Origin of the sequence: Klebsiella sp. X1-16S-Nf21, assembly GCF_002837615.1 — a bacterium.
Taxonomy (GTDB): domain Bacteria; phylum Pseudomonadota; class Gammaproteobacteria; order Enterobacterales; family Enterobacteriaceae; genus Klebsiella; species Klebsiella variicola.
In genome coordinates this window covers 17,450-41,767 of record NZ_PJDK01000048.1, presented here as the reverse complement: position 1 = coordinate 41,767, position 24,318 = coordinate 17,450, and the positions used below count along the sequence as shown (strand labels likewise).

Sequence of the window (24,318 nt, the reverse complement as noted above, 5' to 3'; positions counted from 1 at the left end):
GGCCTGAGCGCGACCTGGGACGTCACCAAATATGTCAGTCTGACCGGCGGCGTGGATAACGTCTTCGACAAGCGCCACTGGCGCGCGGGCAACGCCCAGACCACCGGGGGCGCCACCGGCACGATGTACGGCGCCGGCGCCGAGACCTATAACGAATCGGGCCGCACCTGGTACCTGAGCGTCAACACCCACTTCTGATAGCGGCTTCTCCCTCCCCCGCCCTTGCTGGACAAAGGGCGGGGACAACCGCGGTAACCTTACCCTATGCGCCACCATCGCACCGCTTTGCCGCTGGCCGGCTATACGCTGCAGCAGATCGATTTCGACCCGGCGACTTTCCAGCCTGAAGATCTGTTCTGGCTGCCCTATCACGCCAGCCTGACCGGCTGGGGCCGCAAGCGGCAGGCGGAACACCTGGCCGGACGCATCGCCGCGGTATACGCCCTGCGCGAGGTGGGGGAGAAACAGCCTCCCGCCATCGGCGACCAGCGCCAGCCGCTGTGGCCCACGCCCTGGTTCGGTAGCATCAGCCACTGCGCCCAGCGCGCGCTGGCGGTGATCGCCGATCGGCCGGTGGGCGTCGATATTGAGCGCCGGTTTACCCCCCAGATGGCGGCGGAGCTGGAGGACAGCATTATCAGTCCGGCGGAAAAAACAGCGCTGCTGCGCAGCGGCCTGCCCTTCCCGCTGGCGCTGACGCTGGCGTTTTCGGCAAAAGAGAGTGGGTTTAAGGCGACGCCTGCGGCAAATCAGCGCGCGCTGGGGTTCGCCGATTTTCAGATCGTGGACATAACGGCAAGCACCTTAGCGCTTAAGTTTGCGGAGCAACGCTATCTCTTGCACTGGATAGCGTCGGAGGAGCAGGTCATCACGCTTTGCGCATTGCAGCAGTAAACGCCCGCGCTTCACGCGACGGGCGTTCAGGCCATCAGTCTCTTTTTTGCACCAGGGCAACGATGGCGGCGGCATCAAACCCGTGGTACTGGCGCATCCAGCCGCGATCGGCGGCGGCGGCGTACTCCCCGTCCGGGATCCCCAACCGCTGCAGGGCAATGCCCACCCCCGCTTCCGCCAGCACCTCCGCCACCAGGCTACCCAGCCCGCCGTTGACGTTATGCTCTTCGACGGTGATCACCGAACCACACGGCCGGAGCGCCGCCAGCAGCGCCGCGGTATCGCAGGGGCGGATCGACGGCACGCTGACCACTTTCGCCTGGATACCGAGGTCGGCAAGCTGCTGCGCCGCCTCCACCACTTCATGCACCGTCGAACCGGTGGCCACCAGCGCGACGTCCTCGCCTTCGCGCAGGGTCAACACGGCGCCGGGAACAAAGCGATACGACTCGTCAAGCAGCTCCGGCAGCGCCTTGCCATCGAGACGAATATAGACCGGGCCCTGATAAGCAAGAGCATAGTCGATGATCTGCCGACATTCGCGCGGCGTGGAGGGGGCGAAGATCTGGATATTGCCAAAGCCGCGCATCACCGCCAGATCGTCAATGGCATGGTGGGTGCTGGCCAGCGGGCCGTAGCTGGCTCCGGCGTTAAGGCCGAACAGCTTGACGTTGGTGTTGTTGTAGCAGACATCCACTTTGATTTGCTCATTGGCCCGCGAGATAAGAAACGGCGCGGCGTTACAGGTCACCGCCACTTTGCCGCCCAGCGCCAGACCGGCGGCGGTGCCGACCATGCTCTGCTCAGCGATGCCGACGTTCACCAGCCGACCGGGAAACTGCTTAATAAAGGGGGCGATTTTAGCCGTCGACGTGGAGTCGGCCACCACCGGCACCAGATCGACGCCGCTTTCCACGGCGGCGATAAAGGCCTCGACCATGACGTTAGCCAGGTGTTCTGTATTACTCATCTTTCAGTTCCTCCAGCGCCAGAGCGATCTCTTCGCCTTTCGGCACCCGGTGGTGCCACTCCGGGCGCCCCTGGATAAAGGAGATCCCCGCGCCTTTCGTGGTGTTGGCAATAATAACGTTCGGTTTACCGTTCTGCTGTAGCCCCTCGATGGCCGCGACCACCGAGGCCATGTCGTTACCCTGGCACTCGCTGACTTCCATACCGAAGGCGCGCCATTTATCGGCCAGCGGATCGGTATTCATGATTTCGCGCGTCGGCCCGGCCAGCTGGAGGTTGTTCTTATCATTAATAATGACCAGGTTATCCAGACCGTAGTGCGCCGCCGCCAGGGCGGCTTCCCAGTTACTGCCTTCCGCCAGTTCGCCGTCGCCGGTGATCAAAAAAATGCGGCGGGTGCTGTTGCTTTTCTTCGCGGCCAGCGCCAGCCCCACCGCAACAGGCAAACCGTGACCCAGCGCGCCGGTGTTGAGCTCGATGCCCGGCGTTTTCTGCCGCACCGGGTGGCCAGGGAGATGGGAGTTGGCATGCTGGTAGGTCTCCAGCCACTCGACCGGGAAGAATCCCGCTTCCGCCAGGACGCAGTAGTAGCAGCCCACCGCGTGGCCTTTCGACTGGATGTAGATATCGCGCTGCGGGTCGTCGAGCCGGTCCGGCGCGACGTTAAGGACGCGGAAATAGAGCGCGGTTAACAGTTCGACCTGCGAAAGGTCAGCCCCGGTGTGGCCGCCGGCCGGACTATTGGCGTTTAAGCGCACAATATGGCGCCGCACCGCGCGGGCTTTACGCTCCAGCGTCTGAATATCATATCTGTAGGGATTCATTTCACACCTCTGAATTTATTTTCAGCATGGAATATTTATTCCAGCAAGGACTAAAAAAACCAGATATCCCCATGCCGGGTGGTAAGCCTTCTGCCACAGCGCCCTACTCAGGAACATTCTGCCTCCCGCTCCAGGCGAAGCCCGGATAAACACATTGACTCGAAATCGCCTTGAATATATATTCAATAATGATTCTTTATTCGATTATGGCCTGGCTGTTTTGTTTTTGTCCATAGTCGATTTTGAGGATTGGCAAAAGTTAGACGCCTGTCACACTTAAGTCTGATTTTTTTTCGCGTATGATAAAAGTCACTACGATAATGGCTGCAGCTAACCGCCTGAAGAAAGGCGATAAATGATTTTCGAGGATTAATATGGCTAAGCAGGATGAACAACGGCTATTGGTTAAGATTGCCACGCTTTACTATCTGGAAGGACGAAAGCAGTCTGATATCGCCCAACTTCTCTCGCTGTCTCAGTCATTTGTCTCCCGCGCCATTACCCGCTGCCAGAAAGAAGGCGTCGTCAAGATCAGCGTCGTTCAGCCGTCCAACATCTTTCTGAAGCTCGAAAAAGGGCTTGAGGATCGCTACGGCCTTAAGCAGGCGGTGGTGGTGGATACCGAGGAAGAGGCCAGCGATCATACCATCAAGCGGGCGATTGGCTCCGCTGCCGCCCACTATCTGGAAACCCGGCTGCGGCCAAAAGATCTGATTGGCGTCTCCTCGTGGAGCTCAACCATTCGCGCGATGGTCGATGAAGTTCATGCGCAAAACCTGAAAGCCAGCGGCGTGATCCAGCTGCTGGGCGGCGTCGGGCCAAACGGTAACGTGCAGGCGACGATTCTTACCCAGACCCTCGCCCAGCGCCTGAATTGCGACGCCTGGCTGCTGCCGTCACAGAGCATCGAGGGATCCATGGAGGAGCGCAACCGGCTGCTGGCCAGCAAAGACGTCGCTGACGTGGTGTCGCGCTTTGATGAAGTGGATATCGCCATCGTCGGCATCGGCATTCTCGAACCCTCTCAACTGCTGAAAACCTCCGGTAACTACTATCACGAAGATATGCTGCAGGTGCTGGCGGCGCGCGGCGCGGTGGGTGATATCTGCCTGCACTACTACGACAAAAACGGCCATCCGGTGTTACGCGATGATGAAGATCCGGTGATCGGTATGGCGCTGGAGAAGGTCAAAAAATGCCCGAACGTGGTCGCGCTGGCCGGCGGTACCGATAAAGTCGCGGCCATCAAAGGCGCCCTCACCGGCGGCTACATTGATGTTTTAATCACCGATTATCCTACCGCTCGCATGCTGGTTAGCGACTAACCTGCCGCGCTGCTTTTCCTCACTGCCGCCCTGACGTGCTTTTTTAGCTTCAGGGCTGGCTCTGTTAATACATTTAAATTCAATCAGTTAATCAACCACTCCAGCCGCCAACTGCCGCTTTCACCGATCGGCGAAATGTGATTGCCAGCACAATTGATGATTTTTCCGGTAGCCCGTCACCGGGTTTGTGGCTTAAGGTATCAAATAAATAATCACTATCGAATATATATTCAGTGATTAAAAAGATGATAACGAAATGTCACAACATGGCCTGCACAGACGCAGGAGACGGTGGGAGATATTCCTCGTCTTCGCGGTTCCAGGACACCGAGTGACCGAGGAGAGCACGATGCAGGCGACAGCAAAAGAGTTCATCATTGCCCTGGATGAAGGCACCACCAACGCCAAAGCGGTGGTGCTGGACAGCCGGGGCAAAGTTATCGTCAAATTCTCGCAGCCGCTGGCGATCCAAACGCCGCGCGACGGCTGGGTGGAGCAATCGGGCGAAGCGCTGGTTACCGCCTCGCTGGCGGTGATCGCCAGCGCGGTGGCTCACGTTGGCGCGGAAAACGTCGCCGCGCTGGCCATCAGCAACCAGCGGGAAACCGCCATCGGCTGGTATCGCGACAGCGGTGAACCGATTAACGCGGCGATCACCTGGCAATGCACCCGCAGCGCCGCGTTCTGCGACACACTGCGTCACGATCGCCAGGAACAGCACATTAAGCGTGCCACCGGCCTGCCAATCGCCCCGCTGTTCTCGGCCTCCAAAATGCGCTGGCTGCTGGATGCGACTGTCGATGGCCACCTGCGTGCCGAACGCGGTGAGATTTGCCTCGGCACCATCGACAGCTGGCTGCTGTGGAATCTGACCGCTGGAGAAGCCTTCTGCTGCGACTACTCCAATGCCGCCCGCACCCAGCTGCTGAACCTGCACCGCGGCGAGTGGGACGACGAGATGCTGACGCTGTTCGGCATTCCGCGCGCGGCGTTGCCGGACATTAAACCGTCGAGCGGCCTCTTCGGCCATACCAAAGGACTGGCCGCCATTCCGGACGGTATTCCGATCATGGCGATGATCGGCGACTCCCACGCGGCACTGTTCGGCCACGCGCTCGGCGAGGCAGGCTGCGTCAAAGCCACCTACGGCACCGGCTCTTCGGTCATGGCCCCGGTCAAATCGGCGAAGTGCGATATCGACGCGCTGGCGACCACTGTCGCCTGGCACGATGGCGACCAGCTGGTGTGGGGCCTGGAAGGGAATATTCCTCACACCGGCGATGCCGTCGCCTGGATGGCGGACAGCACCGGCCTGAGCGAACTCTCTGCCGCCGAGCTGGCCCATGAGCTGAATACCCTCCCCGCCTCCGTCGACTCAACCCTCGGGGTCTACTTCGTGCCGGCGCTGACCGGTCTTGGCGCCCCCTGGTGGGACGACAGCGCCCGCGGCGTGATTTGCGGCCTGAGTCGCGGGGTGAAACGCGCGCATCTGATCCGTGCGGCGCTGGAGTCCATCACCTATCAGATAGCCGACGTGGTGGTGGCGATGCGTCAGCATGAGGAGTTCACCCTGACGGCGTTGATGGTGGACGGCGGGCCGACCAACAATGACTGGCTGATGCAATACCAGGCCGATCTGCTCGGCTGCCCGGTGATGCGCAGCGACGTGCCGGAGCTGTCCGCCATCGGCGCGGCGTTGCTGGCGCGCAAAGCGCTCCATCCGGGGTCGACCGCCGATCTGCAAGCCTTCTTAACCGAACACAGCACCTTTCAGCCCGACATGGCCCGCCACCAGCGTTTACAAACGCGCTGGCAGGAGTGGCGCCATGCGGTCGACCGAACATTATGGAAACCGGACTCGCCAGCCTGACCGCCAGACTGCGCGACGACACGCATTCACTTATCACAGGAGAAACCCGGCCCATAACGATATCGCTATCCCCGAATACATCAGGGGAAATTTCAGACCGTAAAAGCCTGCCCGCTCAGGGGCTCATTTGTTCGAATATAAAAATACAGGAACAGAGTCATGAAATTACGTATAACCCTTTTAACCGCTGCTACCCTGACCGCCTTCTCCTTTGCCGCGCACGCCGCGGAGAAAGGCACCATTATGATCATGGTCAACTCGCTGGATAACCCGTATTACGCCTCGGAAGCCAAAGGCGCCAGCGAAAAAGCCCAGGCGCTCGGCTATAAAACTACCGTGCTGTCCCATGGCGAAGATGTCAAAAAGCAGAATGAGCTTATCGACACCGCGATTGGTAAAAAAGTGCAGGGCATTATTCTCGATAACGCTGATTCCACCGCCAGCGTCGCCGCCATTGAAAAAGCCAAAAAAGCCGGCATTCCGGTGGTCTTAATTAACCGCGAAATTCCGGTTGATGATGTGGCGCTGGAACAAATTACCCACAATAACTTCCAGGCCGGCTCTGAGGTCGCCAACGTCTTCGTGGAAAAAATGGCGGAGAAAGGCAAATACGCCGAGCTGACCTGCAACCTCGCCGATAATAACTGCGTCACCCGTTCTAAATCTTTCCATCAGGTCATTGACCAGTATCCGGATATGGTCAGCGTGGCGAAACAGGATGCCAAAGGCACCCTGATCGACGGCAAACGCATCATGGACAGCATCCTGCAGGCTCACCCCGACGTGAAAGGCGTCATCTGTGGCAACGGGCCGGTAGCCCTCGGCGCGATTGCGGCGCTGAAAGCAGCCAACCGTAGCGATGTGATCGTCGTCGGCATCGACGGCAGCAACGATGAGCGCGACGCCGTGAAAGCCGGCACCCTGCAGGCAACCGTGATGCTGCAGGCGCAGGCCATCGCCGCTCAGGGCGTCACCGATCTGGATAACTACCTGCAAAAAGGCGAGAAGCCGGCGAAGCAGCGCGTGATGTTCCGCGGCATTCTGATTACCCAGGATAACGCCGATAAAGTCCAGGATTTCAACATTAAGTCCTGAGTTCGGGTGGTTGCGCCCCTGCGGGGGCGCAGAGGAGAGCATTATGTTTAAGAAAACCTGTCTGACGCTGGCCGTACTGGCGCTAGGGGGCTGTCGCATCGTCTCGCAGCAGGAGCTGGCAGACCTGAAATCCCCGCCCAACCCGCATATGGCGAATATGGATAAAACCTGGCAGCAGAGCATCGTACCGCAGGTGGTGACGAAAGCGCGTCCGGCGGCGGAACTGATGAGCGCGCTCAAGGCGGCAAAAGACATTGATAGCGCCTGTAAAACCCTCGGCTACCGTGCGCAGGATGAAAACCCCTGCATCTTCTACGTCAAGGTTTCAGGCACCGTCAGCAAACTCGATACCGCCTCGCGCAGCGGCAAAATGACCCTGTCCGACGCCAGCGTCGGCAAGGTGACGGTGCAGATTGGCCCTACCCTGCGCGGCACCCAGCTGCGCGACGGCTACAGCGGCGCCAGCTATCAGGACTTTAATGACCAGGTGCTGTTCGGCGAGTACAGCAAGAATATCAACAGTCAGGCGGTCAAAATGATTCAGACAGCCAACGTCAAAACCGGCGATAGCGTGGAGGTGTACGGCGTCTTCTCGGCCTGGGATATTCCGCAAACTCTCCCGGAAATTACCCCGGCGAAAATCATTCATGCGGGGGGACAATAATATGGCGCCGCACGATCTCGTCGCTCTCCAGCCCGTTGAGTCCGAAGTGATTATCGAAACCCGCGGCCTTTCGCGCGTCTATCCCGGCGTGACCGCCCTGGATAATGTCAATTACCGGGTCTATCGAAATAAGGTCAACGTGCTGATCGGAGAAAATGGTGCGGGTAAATCCACCATGATGAAAATGCTTGCCGGTGTGGAAACGCCCTCTTCCGGGCAAATTATTCTCGATGGCGAAGCGGTTTCATTACAGTCGACGCATCAGGCAGAAAAACTGGGCATCAGTATTATTTTTCAGGAACTGAATTTATTCCCCAATATGAATGTGATGGACAACATCTTCATGGCGAATGAATTCTTTCAGAAAGGACGCATTAACGAAAAATACCAGTACGCGCTGGCCAAATCGCTGCTGGAACGGCTGGAGCTGGATGTCGATCCTTATGCTCCGCTGGGTGAACTCGGTATCGGCCACCAGCAGTTAGTCGAGATTGCCCGCGCCCTGTCGAAAGACACCCGGGTGCTGATCATGGACGAGCCCACCTCGGCGCTCAGCCAGTCTGAGGTCAAAGTGCTGTTCAAGGTGATCGCGCAGCTTAAACGCCGCGGCGTGACCATCATCTATATCTCGCATCGCCTCGAAGAGCTGATGGAGATTGGCGACAACATCACCATTTTCCGCGACGGTCGTTTTATCAGCGAGCGTCACGTCAGCGACGCCAGCGTTCCGTGGATCATCGAGCAGATGGTCGGTGATAAGAAAAAACACTTTGATTATCAACCGGCGCCGAAAGGCGACGCAGTGCTTGACGTCAAAGGGCTGACCGCGCTGCATCCGAGCGGCGGCTACAAACTTAATGACGTCACCTTCACCCTCAGCAAAGGCGAAGTGATCGGTATTTACGGCCTGCTGGGCGCCGGGCGCACCGAGCTGTTTAAAGGCCTGGTGGGCTTGATGCCCTGCCAGCGCGGCGAGGTGCATCTTAACGGCGAAAGCATCGGCAAATCTCGCTTTCAACAGCGCCTGAAAAAGGGGCTGGCGCTGGTGCCGGAGGACCGTCAGGGCGAAGGCGTGGTGCAGATGATGTCGATTCAGGCCAACATGACGCTCTCTGATTTCAGCCTGCAGGGGTTCCGCCGCGCCTGGCGCTGGTTGAATCCGCAGAAAGAAGAGTCCTGCGTGAAAGAGATGATCCAGCAGCTGGCGATCAAGGTCAGCGACGCCACATTGCCCATCACCTCGCTGAGCGGCGGCAATCAACAAAAAGTGGTGCTGGGTAAAGCGCTGATGACCCAGCCGCAGGTGGTGTTCCTCGACGAACCGACGCGCGGCATCGACGTCGGCGCGAAAACCGACGTCTATCACCTGATCGGCAAAATGGCCCAGCAGGGGCTGGCGGTGATGTTCTCATCTTCGGAGCTGGATGAGGTGATGGCCCTTGCCGACCGCATCCTGGTGATGGCCGATGGCCGCATTACCGCCGATCTACCGCGTCACGCGGTGACCCGCGAACAGTTAATCGCGGCTTCAACACCTCAAGATTAATCAGGCTGGAATCCATCATGAACCAGAAATATATGATTTATATGTACCTGCTGAAGGCCCGCACCTTTATCGCCCTCCTGCTGGTGATCGCGTTCTTCAGCGTGATGGTACCCAACTTCCTGACCGCCTCTAACCTGCTGATCATGACCCAGCACGTGGCGATCACCGGCCTGCTGGCCATCGGCATGACGCTGGTCATTCTCACCGGCGGCATTGACCTGTCCGTCGGCGCGGTGGCGGGGATCTGCGGCATGGTGGCGGGCGCGCTGCTGACCAACGGCCTGCCGCTGTGGAACGGCGATATCCTCTTCTTTAATGTCCCGGAGGTGATCCTCTGCGTGGCGATCTTCGGCGTGCTGGTCGGTCTGGTCAACGGCGCGGTGATCACCCGCTTCGGCGTGGCGCCGTTTATCTGCACCTTAGGCATGATGTACGTCGCCCGCGGCTCCGCGCTGCTGTTTAACGACGGGAGCACCTACCCGAATCTCAATGGCATGGAAGCGCTGGGCAACACCGGTTTCGCCACCCTCGGCTCCGGCACCCTGCTCGGCGTCTATCTGCCGATCTGGCTGATGATCGGCTTCCTCGTGCTGGGCTACTGGCTGACCACCAAAACGCCGCTTGGCCGCTACATCTACGCCATCGGCGGCAATGAGTCTGCCGCCCGCCTCGCCGGCGTGCCGATCGTGAAAGCGAAAATATTCGTCTATGCCTTCTCCGGCCTGTGCGCGGCGTTTGTCGGCCTGATCGTCGCATCACAGCTGCAAACCGCGCACCCGATGACCGGCAACATGTTTGAGATGGACGCCATCGGCGCCACCGTGCTCGGCGGTACCGCGCTGGCCGGCGGCCGTGGTCGGGTGACCGGGTCCATTATCGGCGCCTTCGTCATCGTCTTCCTTGCCGACGGCATGGTGATGATGGGCGTTAGCGACTTCTGGCAGATGGTGATTAAAGGCGTGGTGATCGTCACCGCTGTGGTCGTCGACCAGTTCCAGCAGAAGTTGCAGAGCAAGGTCATCCTGATGCGCCGCCACGAGGAGAAACTGGCCGCCATCCCCCCCAACGGCGCCACCTCCAGCTAACCGGCAACGATTCACATCTTCCGCCGGGCCTGGTGCCCGGCTCAGCGAAAGGGAAAAAATATGCAACGAGATTTCCAGAACAAAACGGTGGTGATCACCGGCGCCTGCCGCGGCATCGGCGCAGGTATTGCGGAGCGCTTTGCCCGCGACGGCGCGAATCTGGTGATGGTCTCCAACGCCGAGCGCGTTCACGAGACCGCCGAAACCCTGCGTCAGCGCTATCAGGCGGATATTTTATCGCTGCAGGTCGATGTCACCGATGAAGCCCAGGTGCAGTCGCTGTATGAGCAGGCCGCCGCGCGCTTCGGCACCATTGACGTCTCCATTCAGAACGCCGGAGTGATCACCATCGATTACTACGACCGGATGCCAAAAGCCGATTTCGAAAAAGTGCTGGCGGTCAACACCACCGGCGTGTGGCTGTGCTGCCGCGAGGCGGCCAAATATATGGTGAAACAGAATCACGGCAGCCTGATCAATACCTCTTCCGGCCAGGGGCGACAGGGCTTTATCTACACGCCGCATTATGCCGCCAGCAAAATGGGCGTGATCGGCATTACCCAAAGCCTGGCTCACGAGCTGGCGCCGTGGAATATCACCGTCAACGCCTTCTGCCCGGGCATTATTGAAAGCGAAATGTGGGATTACAACGATCGCGTGTGGGGCGAAATTCTCAGCACCGAGCAGAAGCGCTACGGCAAGGGCGAACTGATGGCCGAGTGGGTCGAGGGCATTCCGATGAAACGCGCCGGTAAACCGGAAGACGTGGCCGGGCTGGTGGCCTTCCTCGCCTCCGACGACGCACGCTACCTCACCGGGCAGACCATCAATATCGATGGCGGTTTGATTATGTCGTAATTCCCCGCGGGTTAGCGGGCCCCATCGCCCGAATAAGGCGTCCCGCATTGGCGCCACCACGCCGGGACGGCCCCCCGGTGGCGTTACGCTTACCGGGGCTACGTAACACCGCCGAAAGGTTGCCCGGATAAGGCGCTACGCGCCGCCATTCGGGAAAAAGGGCTCCCGACGTTCGACACTATATTGAAGAGAGTAAACATTATGATCGGTAAAGATTTTGCACAGCAGCTGTTTAACCTGCAGGGGCGCGTCGCCTTCGTCACCGGCGCCGGCAGCGGTATCGGCCAGACCATCGCCTGCAGCCTCGCCAGCGCGGGTGCGCGGGTAGTCTGTTTTGATCTTCGCGACGACGGCGGGCTGGCGGAAACGGTCAGCCATATTGAATCCATCGGCGGTCAGGCTTGTTCTTATACCGGCGATGTCCGCCAGATTGCCGACCTGCGCGCCGCCGTCGCGCTGGCCAAAAACCGCTTTGGCCGCCTCGACATCGCCGTCAACGCCGCCGGGATCGCCAACGCCAATCCGGCGCTGGAGATGGAGAGCGAGCAATGGCAGCGGGTGATCGATATCAATCTCACCGGCGTATGGAACTCCTGCAAAGCTGAAGCGGAACTGATGCTGGAGTCCGGCGGCGGGTCGATTATTAATATCGCCTCGATGTCGGGGATTATCGTTAACCGCGGCCTCGACCAGGCACATTACAACTGCTCTAAAGCCGGCGTGATCCATCTGTCGAAAAGCCTGGCGATGGAGTGGGTGGGCAAAGGGATCCGCGTCAATTCCATCAGCCCGGGATATACCGCCACGCCGATGAATACCCGTCCGGAGATGGTGCACCAGACCCGCGAGTTTGAAAGCCAGACGCCGATGCAGCGAATGGCGAAGGTGGAAGAGATGGCCGGCCCGGCGCTGTTCCTCGCCAGCGACGCCGCCTCGTTCTGCACCGGCGTAGACCTGGTGGTCGACGGCGGGTTTGTCGGCTGGTGATCCTCTCCTGCTTCAGGGCGCCACGCTGCGGCGCCCCTCTCCATCCCTGCCGTTAAACCAGCGGATACTGTTGAAATACCGGCAGCGCCTCCCCCTTCTCCGCCAGCGCGCGGATATGAGGAAACGCCGCTGCCGACACCACCGCCGGGATCATCAACTGGATAAAGGACCAGACCACCGTGCTGGTGACCAGCACCTGATCCGGCTGCGCGGCGGCGGCGCGGTCTGCCAGCCGGGCGTCCCATTCCCGACAGGCGGCGAGCAGTTGGCCGGTCACCCGGGCTATCCACGGCTGATGCTGCTTCTCTTCCGGCCGCAGACGGTGCTCATAAACATGCTGGACCGCTTTTTCACTGGCGGCGAGGATCACCCCCAGCAGGTGCAGATCGCGGGCCAGCGCCTCGGGATGCGCGGGAAGCAGCCGGCGCCCGGTGGGATTGGTCGTTTCGAAATAGTGGAGGATCAGGGTGGAGTCCATCAGTTGCGTCCCGTTATCGAGCACCACCGTCGGCGCCTTGACCACCGGATTAATACGGGAAAATTCGTCAAAGCCGCTAAAGACCGAGAGCGGCAGGCTCTCGAATTCCACGCCATAGAGCGCCAGAGAAACCGCCACGCGTCTTACATAAGGTGAATCCATCATACCAATGAGTTTCATCGTCACTCCTGCCTGCGATAAAGGGGTTGCGGCTTTACCTTACTGGAAAACCGAGGCCGCGAATATCACGGGATACTTACCGCAATGGTTAGTCAAACTAACAGATTGGCGATTCGCGGTAGCCCTCCAGTTCCCCTTGTGCTATACCGACTGAGGCAGCATTTGGCTCCTTTTCAGCTTGTTTGCAGCGGCTTTAAAAGCCGCTAACCCGGTAGTAACGTTAACGTATCGACTCACTGACAGAGAAACCACCATGGCAGATTTTCCCCCTGTCGCCAGCCTGCGCAGCTTTGAGGCGGTGGCGCGCCTCGGCAGCGTGACGCAGGCCGCCCACGAGTTGAGCGTGACCCATTCGGCGGTCAGCCAGCACATCAAACAGCTGGAAGCGCTGGTCGGCGTCACGCTCTTTATCCGCCACGGCCGCGGGGTGCGCATCACGGAAGAAGGACGGCTCTATGCCCTGCAAATCCGCGAGGCGTTACAGCACATCGCCGACGCCACGCGCATGGTGCAGATCAAACCCCGCACCCTGGAAGTGACCCTGGCGACGCTCCCCTCCTTTGGCTGCCACTGGCTGCTGCCGCGGCTGGCGCGCTTTCAGGCGCGGCATCCGCAGATCGCGGTGCGCCTGCTGACCAGCCTGGCGGTGGTTAACCTGCAACAGGAGGGTATTGATCTGGCCATTCGCATGGGGCAAGGCGACTGGGAGGGGATGGAAAGCCGGCATCTGTTTGCCGATGAACAACTGGTGGTGGCCGCGCCGCACTATCGCAGCGGCGACCTGCCGACCACCCCGCAGGCGATCGCCGCCAGCGATATTATTTTTTCCATGGAGTCCTGGCATGCCTGGTGCAGCCAGGCGGGACTGGAAAAGCCGATCGTCCCCGCGGGCCTGCGTCTGAACGACTCCAATCTGGTGCTGGAGGCGGTCCGCCTGGGGGCCGGCGTAGCGCTGGAGCGGCGCTCGCTGGTGGCGGGGGCGATAGCCCGCGGCGAGCTTGTGCAGCTCACCGCCGTCACCGTCCCCTACCCCTGGCACTACTGGCTAACCGTCTCCCCGCAGGCGGAGAACCGGCCGGAAGTCGCCCGGTTCATCGCCTGGCTGGGGGAGGAGATCGCCCTCTGGCGCCAGCAAATCAGCGCTTAGCCTTCGGCCGAAGGCGGCAGGCCCGTCCGGGCGGCGTGCTCCTGGGAGAGACGCCAGAAATCGTGCCCGGCGGGATACTGATAAAGTCGCAGGGAAAACTGTCCGGCCACCGCGGTAATGTACTCAAATATCGCCGACTGGGTGTTTTCGTAGTCTTTCCACAGCGTCGAGGAGGTGAAGCAGTAAATCTCCAGCGGGATGCCCGACGGCGACGGTTTCAGCGTTCTCGCCACAATGTACATCTCCTTAATAATATCCGGTCGCTCGGCGAGATAGTGCATCAGATAGTGGCGAAACAGGGTCAGGTTGGTCAGCCCGTTATCGACAAACCAGCGGTCGGCCACGCCGCCGGGATCCCGGCCGTCAAGCAGCGTGCCCAAAGGCTCACTCACCCCGCGGATGGTTAGCATCGAGGAGAGCATCTCCTGGTCGAGAAAACGCACCGAGTGCTGATCGATGGCGATACTGCGCATGATCCGCCGCGCCCCGGAGGAGAACATCGCCTGCCAGTTGGTATAGGTCTCGGTGAGGAAATTCTTCGTCGGGATGCGGGAGATCGTATTGTCCCAGTTGCGGATGGTAATGGTGTGCAGCGCGATGTCCGTCACTTCACCGCTGAGGTTCTTGTCAGGCATTTCAATCCAGTCCCCCAGCTGGAGCACGTCGTTAGACGACAACTGAACGTTCGCCACCAGCGACAGCAGGGTATGCTGGAACACGATCATCAGCACTGCCGCCACGGCCCCCAGACTGGAGATAATAATGATCGGCGATTTGTTCGACATCACGGCGAGGATCATAATCGCCGCCAGGATGTGAACTAAGATTTTGCCTATCTGGATATAGCCCTTAATGGAATGATTTTTACGTTTGGTCTTTCGCAGATAAGAGCTGTTGACAATATCCAGCATCTCGTTGAAAAACACCGACATAAAAATAAAAAACAAGATCCCGCAGATGGTATTAATCGCCGTCACCAGCGATGCCGGCATCGCCGGCATAAACTGCAGGACGTAATAGACGATAATAACCGGAATGAAATTGGACAGTTTTTCGGCGATGCGTCGATCCTTCTCCAGCGGCACATCCTGTTTGTGGCTACTAAAGAAGACCTTACGCACCACTTTAATCAGCAAGAACTTGCATAAAAGATGGGCAAATATGCCGGAGACCAGCAGCAGAATAAGATTAAACCCCACCGCCAGCGCCGGATTACTCTCAATAAACGTCAGTAGATGATTCACATACGCCATGCTATATCGCCTGAATAACTATGCCATTTCGCTGACTGCTTTATCACAAGGGCATATATTTGGAAAATAAATCAATCCGCATCATGGCATATCGCTTAGCGTAACGTCCATGCGCGCACCGCTTCTAATCATTCACAGAAAATATGTCAGAGTTTGCATTAATCATTCCCTACGCTCACTATAAAGAGGCTTGTTATGAGGACGGAATAAGTCCAGGAGGAAACATGTTTAAAGCGCTTACCGCTATCATCACCTTAGCCGCCTCCGCCAGCGTCATGGCGCAAGGCGATGTCACGTTGAACAGTCTGGCCCACGATGCCGCCACCCGGGCGTCGTTTAACCAGATGGTCAAAGGCCATCAGCTGCCCGCCTGGGTAACCACCGGCGGCACCGGTTCACCGGCGCAGACGGTGAAGCTGGGTAGCGAATCCTGGCAGGTGTTAAGCGCCTGCAAACCCCACGACTGCGGTCATGAACGTATCGCGGTGATCTGGTCCGAGAAAAGCCAACAGATGTCGGGCGTGTACTCGGTGGTCGATGAAAAAACCGACCAGGAGAAGCTGACCTGGCTTAACGTCAGCGATGCCCTGTCCATCGATGGCAAAACCGTGCTGTTTGCCGCCCTCAGCGGTAGCCTCGACAACCATCCGGACGCCTTTAACTACCCGTAACCGCCCGTCGCCCCCGTCAGCCTTTTCCCGACGGGGGATCCCCTGATTAGCCATCCGGGAACATCACGCTGTTCCCCGGCGCTTCCCTGTGCAGATGGATAAAGTTCAGGTGCCGTTCGTACTGGTCGAGAATATCGGTGATCACCTGCTCTTTGCTGTAGTCCATCAGGTCGTTACCCTGACTGCCCTCCAGCAGGAAGGTCTCCAGCCGGTAATAGGTGGATTTCCCGCTGCGCGCCCGATAGGTAAAGCCCGGCACCGAGTACTGCTGCGGCCAGATCTTGTAGATAAAGTTCTGCTCGTCGCCCATGTGCACCAGCAGATCGAGGTGGCCCAGGTTCTCGCCCTCTTCCGGCGGCAGGCTCTTCAGTTCCACCGCGGCGCCGCGCAGCCGCAGCTCCTGGGCTACCTCTTCCATCGCCGGGTAGCACACCGTCTCCATCATCTGTTTGGTATAACGCGTGCCCGGGTAATTCATCAGCCGCGACAGGCGCTTCTTCCAGCTCAGACGATCCTGGAGGCCCATCGGACGCGGGGCGGTGTCGCGACTGGCGCTGACCCGGCGGTAATCTTCCACTTTCAGGGATTTATACAGTCCGGCCATCACGAAGAAAATCACAAAGCTGAACGGCAGACCCATGATCACCGTGGTGTTCTGCAGCGCCGAGATGCCGTTGGTCATCAGCATCCCGAGGGTCAACAGACCGATGGCCACCGACCAGAAGATGCGCAGCCAGTTCGGGGCGTCGCTGTTGATGTCCTTCAGCTTCGAGGTGAAGTTCCCCAGCACCAGCGCGCCGGAGTCGGCGGAGGTGACGTAGAACAGCAGACCGGTAATGGTCGCCACCGACGCGCTAAAGGTAAACGCCGGGTACTGCGCCAGCAGGCTGTAGAATCCGCGTTCCGGGTGGACCATCGCCTCCTCGGCAAAGGCCGCGTCGCCGTGAATAATCTCATACAGCGCGCTGTTGCCGAACACCGATAGCCACAGCAGGGTAAAGGTGAAGGGAATAATCAGGGTGCCCATCACAAACTGGCGGATGGTGCGCCCGCGCGAAATGCGCGCCAGGAACAGGCCCACAAACGGCGACCAGGCCACCCACCACGCCCAGAAAAAGAGCGTCCAGTTATTCATCCATTCCACCGGCCGGTCGAAGGCGAAGCTGTTCAGCGTCATCCCCATAAAGCGATTGACGTAGTCGCCGACGTTCAGCACTAACGCATTGAGCAGGAAGGAGGTATCGCCCATGAACAGCACGAACAGGATCAGCCCCAGCGCGAGGGCGACGTTCAGCTCGGAGAGCACGCGGATGCCCTTGTCCACCCCGGAGGTGACCGAGATGGTGGCGATGATCACCGACAGCGCAATCAGGGCCGCTTTCGCCGCCAGCGAGTCCGGAATATCGAACAGCACGCTCAGACCGTAGTTGAGCTGCACGACGCCGATACCGAGGGTGGTGGCGATGCCGAAGATGGTGCCGATCACCGCCGCAATATCGACGCTGTGGCCGATGGGCCCATTGATCCGTTTGCCAAAAATCGGGTACAGCGCCGAGCGGATGGTGAGCGGCAAATTATAACGATAGCTAAAGTATCCCAGCGCCATGCCCATCAGGGCATACATTGACCAACCGGTTAAGCCATAGTGAAACAGCGTCCAGACCATCGCCTGGCGCGCCGCCTCGATGGTCTGCCCCGCCCCTTCCGGCGGCTGCATATATTGCGTCACCGGCTCGGCGACCGAGAAGAACATCAGGTCGATACCGATCCCGGCGGCAAACAGCATCGCCGCCCAGCTCAGCAAGCTGAACTCGGGCTTGGACTGCTCCGGGCCGAGCTTCACCGAGCCGAAGCGCGAGCAGGCAATGCAGACGACAAAGACGATATACAGCGTCGCCGCCAGCAGATAGTACCAGCCGAAGGTTTTCGACACCCAGTTGAGGGTGCGCCCAATCCACTCGGCAGAAAAATCGCGAAAAAAGATCGTCATCAGGGAAAACAACAAAATCAGTCCGGCCGAGGTATAAAAAACCACCGGATTGATTTTGTCCTTTTCTCTGTTTTGCGAAAGATCTGTCATCCAGTATCCCCACTGTTTTTGTAACTATTAAAATTCAATAACGTAACAATTAAGACACATTTTATATTGAACGTCCAATCAAAAACCGCTTTAATAGTTAACCAACGCTGATGAATGGAGTGGCAAAAATGCCCAAACTGGGGATGCAGCCAATCCGGCGCAGGCAACTGATCGACGCCACGCTGGACGCTATAAATGAAGTCGGAATGCATGATGCGACCATCGCGCAGATCGCCCGACGGGCGGGCGTATCGACGGGGATCATCAGTCACTATTTCAAAGATAAAAATGGTCTGCTGGAGGCGACCATGCGCGACATCACCAGCCAGCTGCGCGACGCGGTGCTCAACCGTCTGCACGCCCTGCCGGACGGCAGCGCCAGCCAGCGCCTGCAGGCGATTGTCGGCGGCAACTTTGATGAGACGCAGATCAGCAGCGCGGCGATGAAGGCCTGGCTGGCCTTCTGGGCCAGCAGCATGCACCAGCCGATGCTTTATCGGTTACAGCAGGTCAGCAGCCGTCGGCTGCTGTCGAACCTGGTGTACGAATTCCGCCGCGAGCTGCCGCGCGAGCAGGCGCAGGAGGCCGGCTACGGGCTGGCGGCGCTGATAGACGGCCTGTGGCTGCGGGCGGCGCTCAGCGGCAAACCGCTGGATAAGACGCTGGCGCAGTCGCTGACCAGCCACTTTATTCGTCAGCATTTACCGAACCCATAACCGAGGAGGCGTTATGTCCCGAATGGCAGAACAGCAGCTTTATATTAATGGTGGTTATACATCGGCCACCAGCGGTCGCACCTTCGAGACCATCAACCCTGCCACTGGCGAGGTGCTGGCGACCGTTCAGGCTGCCGGACGCGAGGATGTCGACCGCGCCGTCGAGAGCGCGCAGCGTGGGCAAAAAATCTGGGCGGCGATGACCGCCATGGAACGCTCGCGCATCCTGCGTCGCGCCGTCGACCTTCTGCGCCAGCGCAACGATGAGCTGGCGCGGCTGGAGACGCTGGATACCGGGAAACCCCTCAGCGAAACCGCCGCCGTCGATATCGTCACCGGCGCCGACGTGCTGGAGTATTACGCTGGCTTGATCCCGGCGCTGGAAGGTAGCCAGATCCCGCTGCGCGACAGTTCCTTCGTCTATACCCGTCGCGAACCGCTGGGGGTGGTAGCCGGGATCGGCGCGTGGAACTACCCGATCCAGATCGCCCTGTGGAAATCGGCGCCAGCGCTGGCCGCCGGCAATGCGATGATTTTCAAACCGAGCGAGGTCACCCCGCTCACCGCCCTCAAGCTGGCGGAAATTTACAGCGAAGCGGGCCTGCCGGACGGGGTGTTTAACGTCCTGCCGGGGATCGGCGCGGAGACCGGCCAGTATCTGACCGAACATCCGGGTATCGCCAAAATCTCCTTCACCGGCGGCGTCGCCAGCGGCAAAAAAGTGATGGCCAACTCCGCGGCCTCGTCGCTGAAAGAGGTCACCATGGAGCTGGGCGGTAAATCGCCGCTGATTATCGCGGACGATGCCGACCTCGACCTCGCCGCCGATATCGCCATGATGGCCAACTTCTACAGCTCCGGTCAGGTGTGCACCAACGGCACCCGGGTGTTTGTCCCGGCGAAACAGAAGGCGGAATTCGAGCACAAGATCCTCGAACGCGTGGGCCGCATCCGCCCCGGCGATCTGTTTGCCGATGACACCAACTTCGGCCCGCTGGTCAGCTTCCCCCATCGCGACAACGTTCTGCGCTATATCGAGAGCGGCAAACGCGAAGGCGCGCGCCTGCTGTGCGGCGGCGAGGCGCTGAAAGGCGACGGTTTCGATAACGGCGCGTGGGTCGCCCCGACGGTGTTTACCGACTGTAGCGACGAGATGACTATCGTGCGCGAAGAGATCTTCGGCCCGGTTATGTCGATCCTCAGCTATACCGACGAAGCGGAGGTCATTCGCCGCGCCAACGCCACCGAATACGGCCTCGCCGCCGGCGTGGTGACGCCCAACCTCAACCGTGCCCACCGTCTTATCCACCAGCTGGAAGCCGGCATCTGCTGGATCAACAGCTGGGGGGAATCCCCGGCGGAGATGCCGGTTGGCGGCTATAAGCACTCCGGCATTGGCCGCGAGAATGGCGTCATGACGCTGCAGAGTTACACCCAGGTGAAGTCCATCCAGGTTGAGATGGGTAAATTCCAGTCCATATTTTAACCGGGAGGTTTTTTTGCAATTTGACTACATCATTATTGGCGCCGGCTCCGCCGGCAACGTTCTGGCGACACGACTGACTGAAGATCCAAACACCACCGTCCTGCTGCTGGAAGCCGGCGGCCCGGACTACCGGTTCGACTTCCGCACCCAGATGCCCGCCGCGCTGGCTTACCCGCTGCAGGGCAAACGCTACAACTGGGCCTACGAAACCGAACCTGAGCCGTACATGAACCATCGCCGCATGGAGTGCGGACGCGGCAAAGGGCTCGGCGGCTCCTCGCTGATCAACGGCATGTGCTACATTCGCGGTAACGCGATGGATCTGGATAACTGGGCCAAAGAGCCGGGTCTGGAACACTGGAGCTATCTCGACTGCCTGCCCTACTACCGGAAAGCGGAAACCCGCGATATCGGGCCTAACGACTACCACGGCGGCGATGGCCCGGTGAGCGTGACGACACCGAAGCCGGGCAATAATCCGCTCTTCGAGGCGATGGTTGAAGCCGGGGTGCAGGCGGGCTATCCGCGTACCGACGATCTCAACGGCTACCAGCAGGAAGGCTTTGGCCCGATGGACCGCACCGTGACGCCGCAGGGCCGTCGCGCCAGTACCGCCCGCGGCTATCTCGACCAGGCGCGAGGGCGCCCGAACCTGACCATCCGCACCCATGCGCTGACCGATCACATTATTTTTGCCGGCAAGCGCGCGGTGGGCGTCGAGTGGCTGGAGGGAGAAAGCACGATCCCGTCAAAAGCGACGGCCAACAAAGAGGTGCTGCTGTGCGCCGGGGCGATTGCCTCGCCGCAGATCCTGCAGCGCTCCGGCGTGGGTAACCCGGAGCTGCTCAGGCAGTTCGATATCCCGGTGGTGCACGATCTCCCCGGCGTGGGTGAGAACCTGCAGGACCATCTGGAGATGTATCTGCAATATGAATGCAAAGAGCCGGTGTCGCTCTACCCGGCGCTACAGTGGTGGAACCAGCCGAAGATCGGCGCCGAGTGGCTGTTCGGCGGCACCGGCATCGGCGCCAGCAACCAGTTCGAAGCAGGCGGTTTTATCCGCAGCCGCGCAGAGTTCGCCTGGCCGAACATTCAGTACCACTTCCTGCCGGTGGCGATTAACTACAATGGCTCCAACGCGGTGAAAGAGCACGGCTTCCAGTGCCACGTCGGTTCAATGCGTTCGCCCAGCCGCGGCCACGTGCGCCTGAAGTCGCGCGACCCGCACGCCCATCCGGCGATCCTGTTTAACTATATGTCCCATGAGCAGGACTGGCAGGAGTTCCGCGACGCCATCCGCATTACCCGCGAAATCATGAACCAGCCGGCGCTGGATAAGTATCGCGGCCGCGAAATCAGTCCGGGAACAGAATGCCAGAGCGATGCCGAGCTGGATGAGTTTGTGCGCAACCACGCCGAGACCGCGTTCCACCCGTGCGGGACCTGTAAGATGGGTTACGACGAGATGGCGGTGGTCGATGGCGAGGGCCGCGTCCACGGTCTGGAAGGCGTGCGGGTGGTCGATGCCTCGATTATGCCGCAGATCATCACCGGCAACCTCAACGCCACCACCATTATGATCGGCGAGAAGATGGCCGACGCCATTCGCGGCCGCCAGCCGCTGCCGCGCAGCACCGCGGCGTATTATGTCGCTGGCGACGCGCCGGTTCGCCGCTAATCGTCTATGCCGCACTTGTCCTTTCCCATGCGGAAAGGACACTCCTCACCTTTCCAGCATCCCTTAGCGCTCAAGGCACGGCTGAATAATGCTATCAACAGCAGCATTCACCTGTTTTGCACCGGATATCAGGGTGATACTTATCGTCCTCGCCCCAGCCACCTGGTACATATCGATCTGGGCGACTCGTGTGCCGTACTGCGAAATATCAAAGAAGTTTGGCGCATTCTGCTCAGGGAAGATGCGCTCAACCTCATAGCCTTGCGGCTTCAGGGCGCTGCGTATGCAGTCATAGCGCCACTGCAGCCCCGGCCGATCGGATACTGAATAGGACTGATAGACGGTTTTGTCGCCGAAGGGGTGAATGACTCCGCAGGCCACCAGCAGAACGGCAATGGCCATCACGCCGTAAATTCTCATTATATTTCCATAACATAAAGACGCACCCGACATGAGCGCTGACGCTTTCTGCAGCAAAAGGTACGCTGTCCAAACTATAAATTCAACTTTTTGTTGATAATTAAACATTATGCGTATAATTTAATCCTGTCAGCGTATCTCCCATGGTAAAATGGCGCTCCGGGATCGCTTCCTGATCACGATGCAAGCAAAGGATCATCCATGACATCAGAGTACACACAGCAGGTTGCACAGATTGCCGGGCCGCTTGAAGCAGCCATGGACGCTATGGCGGGGACATTATCAGCGAATCAGGAGGTGGTGTTGCATAATCTCACTACCCCTGAACATTCTATTATCAAAATCATTAACGGACATGTTAGCGGCAGGGGTAATGGCGATCATTTGTTAGCCGGTCCGGAAAAAGATACCGGTTTTGCGCTGCTGCTGCAGAAGACGAATAACAACAAGCCGAGAACCATAAGCGATTATAAAACCGTCACCGCTTCAGGGAAAACGCTCAATAGCGCATCGACAATTTATTACAGCGAAGAGGGATATCCGCTTATCGCCTTCTGTATTAATGTCGATCCCTCACCTTATGAGCAAATACGCAAAAGCCTTGACGCGCTGCAGCCATCGCCATCGGAGGCCGCTGAGGCGGTCGATCTTAATTTGGGTGGGCTGATCGATCAGTCAATTCAGGAAATCATTGATAAATATTCAGTGCCGGGTAAAAAAATACAAAAAGCGCAGCGTTTAAAAATTGTCGCTGAAATGCATACGAAAGGTATTTTCAAGATGCGCGGGGGCGTGCAGCAGGCGGCTCAGGCCCTGGGGGTAACACGATATACGGTTTATAATGACCTTGAGGTGATGAATGAAAAATAATTCACAGCAGCGCATTCGCTTTTATCAGGTCGATGCTTTCTCAAAAGGCCCCTTTACCGGCAATCCCGCCGCGGTTTGTTTGCTGGAGGCGTGGCCTGAAGATAGCGTGCTGCAGCGCATTGCGACGGAAAACAACCTGTCGGAAACGGCCTTTGTTGTCAGGCAGCCTGACGGTTTCGGGTTACGCTGGTTTACCCCGGCCGTCGAGGTGGATCTCTGCGGTCATGCCACGCTGGCTGCGGCCAGCGTGCTGCTCAATCAACAAGCGCGCGAGCGGGTGCGTTTTTTCACTCGCAGCGGCGCGCTGGACGTCACGCTGCATGACGGAAAATATACCCTGGATTTTCCGCTGGTTGTTCCGTCCCCCATCGCCGCGCCGCAAGGGTTGTTCAAGGCCCTGGGGCTGGCTGAAGACGCAGGTGAAACCTGGCAAGCCTCCGATATTATTGTCGTCATTGATGACGAAGCGCTGCTGGACGCGCTCAAACCCGACTTTAACGCCTTGAATGCCTTCAACACTCGTGGCGTGGTGGTCACGGCCGCATCCCGGACCTTCGATTTTCGTTCTCGCTGGTTCGGTCCGCAGGTGGGAGTCAACGAAGATCCGGTCACCGGTTCGGCACATACTTTTCTGGCGCCGCTGTGGAGTGAAAAACTGGCGAAAAAAACCCTTCATGCCCAGCAAGGTGGCAACCGTAAGGGAGAACTCTTCTGCCACATAAAAGATAACGGACGTGTTGAACTATCAGGCGAAGCCTGTCTGGTTATTGAAGGTACCTTTATTCTGTAAATCGACGAACCTATAGCATCATATTAACTTAGCGGCGAACGCCTGTTCCCATCATATTAAATACGTCTGTTTAATATTTTGGTGAGGATCATTAAATAACGTCATCCGGGGTTTGCCGTTTCCAGCCCCGGAGCATTGATAATATCAGGTATTTTTATCCGTTACAGGCGAAAAAAAAATAATAAGCGTGCTTCCTGCGCAACAGAGTCTGCGGCAGGCATAGCCAGCTTCAGCCATAAAATGAGATTTTTAATGTTGTGTTAGCCAAAATGCCTGAACGGGTCTTTTAATGGTTATCACTGGAATCGTTACTTTAACTCTGGGTATTAAATAACAACTAGCAAGTCGTTCATCCCGACAATATTGCCGAGAACTCACCTCTGCCGGTGTCGGAATCGGGAGCACTGACAGGGCTAACAGAGATAATATCAT

Annotated in this window: 23 protein-coding genes; 17 read left to right on the top strand and 6 right to left on the bottom strand. The window is 58.7% G+C overall.

Going from position 1 to position 24,318, the window contains the following annotated elements; genetic code table 11:
* Both CW267_RS20130 and entD read left to right on the top strand, forming a co-directional pair.
* Positions 1-198, top strand: a 198-nt coding sequence (locus CW267_RS20130) for a TonB-dependent receptor (protein WP_133124747.1), incomplete at its 5' end; no start/stop codon positions are given.
* A 66-nt stretch (positions 199-264) separates the two neighbouring features.
* Entirely contained in the window at positions 265-894 is a 630-nt protein-coding gene (entD, locus tag CW267_RS20125) for an enterobactin synthase subunit EntD (RefSeq protein WP_063106229.1), read from the top strand.
* Positions 895-928: 34 nt separating this feature from the next.
* Here the strand turns inward: entD and CW267_RS20120 are convergent, their stop codons facing one another.
* Entirely contained in the window at positions 929-1,864 is a 936-nt protein-coding gene (locus CW267_RS20120; protein WP_008805575.1) for a transketolase family protein, read from the bottom strand.
* Positions 1,857-2,687 carry a transketolase gene (locus tag CW267_RS20115; protein WP_008805574.1) on the bottom strand — a complete coding sequence of 277 codons (831 nt, stop codon included), beginning with the start codon at positions 2,685-2,687 and terminating at the stop codon, positions 1,857-1,859. The genes CW267_RS20120 and CW267_RS20115 overlap by 8 nt, the downstream gene beginning before the upstream one ends.
* A gap of 374 nt (positions 2,688-3,061) precedes the next feature.
* On the opposite strand from CW267_RS20115, the gene CW267_RS20105 reads away from it, so the two are divergent.
* From CW267_RS20105 to CW267_RS20070, 8 genes are all read left to right on the top strand, one after another.
* Entirely contained in the window at positions 3,062-4,012 is a 951-nt protein-coding gene (locus CW267_RS20105) for a sugar-binding transcriptional regulator (protein ID WP_002893602.1), read from the top strand.
* Between the two features lie 349 nt (positions 4,013-4,361).
* On the top strand, positions 4,362-5,882 hold the full coding sequence (locus tag CW267_RS20100) for an FGGY family carbohydrate kinase (RefSeq protein ID WP_023322208.1): 1,521 nt from the start codon (positions 4,362-4,364) through the stop codon (positions 5,880-5,882).
* A 159-nt stretch (positions 5,883-6,041) separates the two neighbouring features.
* Positions 6,042-6,977 carry a D-ribose ABC transporter substrate-binding protein gene (locus tag CW267_RS20095; RefSeq protein WP_004176926.1) on the top strand — a complete coding sequence of 312 codons (936 nt, stop codon included), beginning with the start codon at positions 6,042-6,044 and terminating at the stop codon, positions 6,975-6,977.
* Between the two features lie 43 nt (positions 6,978-7,020).
* Complete coding sequence (locus CW267_RS20090; protein ID WP_004176927.1) at positions 7,021-7,641, top strand: DUF2291 family protein; 621 nt, start codon at positions 7,021-7,023, stop codon at positions 7,639-7,641.
* Between the two features lies 1 nt (position 7,642).
* Positions 7,643-9,187, top strand: a complete 1,545-nt coding sequence (locus CW267_RS20085; protein ID WP_023339764.1) for a sugar ABC transporter ATP-binding protein — start codon at positions 7,643-7,645, stop codon at positions 9,185-9,187.
* Between the two features lie 17 nt (positions 9,188-9,204).
* Complete coding sequence (locus CW267_RS20080; protein ID WP_002893591.1) at positions 9,205-10,272, top strand: ABC transporter permease; 1,068 nt, start codon at positions 9,205-9,207, stop codon at positions 10,270-10,272.
* A 60-nt stretch (positions 10,273-10,332) separates the two neighbouring features.
* The gene (locus tag CW267_RS20075) at positions 10,333-11,130 is read left to right on the top strand and encodes an SDR family oxidoreductase (protein WP_004191416.1); all 798 of its coding nucleotides are present in this window, start codon (positions 10,333-10,335) and stop codon (positions 11,128-11,130) included.
* A gap of 201 nt (positions 11,131-11,331) precedes the next feature.
* Complete coding sequence (locus tag CW267_RS20070) at positions 11,332-12,117, top strand: SDR family oxidoreductase (RefSeq protein WP_100781597.1); 786 nt, start codon at positions 11,332-11,334, stop codon at positions 12,115-12,117.
* A gap of 52 nt (positions 12,118-12,169) precedes the next feature.
* On the opposite strand, the gene CW267_RS20065 is transcribed toward CW267_RS20070, so the two are convergent.
* Complete coding sequence (locus CW267_RS20065; RefSeq protein WP_023287352.1) at positions 12,170-12,775, bottom strand: glutathione S-transferase; 606 nt, start codon at positions 12,773-12,775, stop codon at positions 12,170-12,172.
* 253 nt (positions 12,776-13,028) lie between these two features.
* Between CW267_RS20065 and CW267_RS20060 the strand changes: the two genes are divergently transcribed.
* Positions 13,029-13,922 (top strand): LysR substrate-binding domain-containing protein, encoded by an 894-nt coding sequence (locus tag CW267_RS20060; RefSeq protein ID WP_023322206.1) that lies wholly within the window; start codon positions 13,029-13,031, stop codon positions 13,920-13,922.
* On the opposite strand, the gene CW267_RS31725 is transcribed toward CW267_RS20060, so the two are convergent.
* A complete protein-coding gene (locus CW267_RS31725; RefSeq protein WP_008805566.1) occupies positions 13,919-15,175 on the bottom strand; it encodes a mechanosensitive ion channel family protein in 1,257 nt (418 codons plus the stop codon). The two genes, CW267_RS20060 and CW267_RS31725, sit on opposite strands and share 4 nt — an antisense overlap.
* Positions 15,176-15,399: 224 nt before the next feature.
* On the opposite strand from CW267_RS31725, the gene ivy reads away from it, so the two are divergent.
* The gene (gene ivy, locus CW267_RS20050) at positions 15,400-15,846 is read left to right on the top strand and encodes an Ivy family C-type lysozyme inhibitor (RefSeq protein ID WP_008805565.1); all 447 of its coding nucleotides are present in this window, start codon (positions 15,400-15,402) and stop codon (positions 15,844-15,846) included.
* Positions 15,847-15,892: 46 nt separating this feature from the next.
* Here the strand turns inward: ivy and betT are convergent, their stop codons facing one another.
* Positions 15,893-17,926, bottom strand: coding sequence for a choline BCCT transporter BetT (betT, locus tag CW267_RS20045; RefSeq protein ID WP_008805564.1), 2,034 nt, complete (start codon positions 17,924-17,926; stop codon positions 15,893-15,895).
* Between the two features lie 128 nt (positions 17,927-18,054).
* Here betT and betI point away from each other — a divergent pair, with 128 nt between their 5' ends.
* Genes betI through betA form a run of 3 tightly spaced genes read left to right on the top strand, consistent with a single transcriptional unit; the run spans position 18,055 to position 21,806 of the window.
* Complete coding sequence (gene betI, locus CW267_RS20035; RefSeq protein WP_004151671.1) at positions 18,055-18,642, top strand: transcriptional regulator BetI; 588 nt, start codon at positions 18,055-18,057, stop codon at positions 18,640-18,642.
* Positions 18,643-18,655: 13 nt separating this feature from the next.
* Positions 18,656-20,128 (top strand): betaine-aldehyde dehydrogenase, encoded by a 1,473-nt coding sequence (gene betB / locus CW267_RS20030; RefSeq protein WP_012542501.1) that lies wholly within the window; start codon positions 18,656-18,658, stop codon positions 20,126-20,128.
* 13 nt (positions 20,129-20,141) lie between these two features.
* A complete protein-coding gene (gene betA / locus CW267_RS20025) occupies positions 20,142-21,806 on the top strand; it encodes a choline dehydrogenase (protein WP_022064795.1) in 1,665 nt (554 codons plus the stop codon).
* A gap of 63 nt (positions 21,807-21,869) precedes the next feature.
* On the opposite strand, the gene CW267_RS20020 is transcribed toward betA, so the two are convergent.
* Positions 21,870-22,226, bottom strand: a complete 357-nt coding sequence (locus CW267_RS20020; protein WP_012542503.1) for a hypothetical protein — start codon at positions 22,224-22,226, stop codon at positions 21,870-21,872.
* Between the two features lie 201 nt (positions 22,227-22,427).
* On the opposite strand from CW267_RS20020, the gene CW267_RS20015 reads away from it, so the two are divergent.
* Positions 22,428-23,096, top strand: a complete 669-nt coding sequence (locus tag CW267_RS20015; protein WP_022064794.1) for a transcriptional regulator — start codon at positions 22,428-22,430, stop codon at positions 23,094-23,096.
* Positions 23,086-23,886, top strand: a complete 801-nt coding sequence (locus CW267_RS20010; RefSeq protein WP_022064793.1) for a PhzF family phenazine biosynthesis protein — start codon at positions 23,086-23,088, stop codon at positions 23,884-23,886. Before CW267_RS20015 ends, CW267_RS20010 begins: the two co-directional genes overlap by 11 nt.
* Positions 23,887-24,318 lie beyond the last annotated feature (432 nt).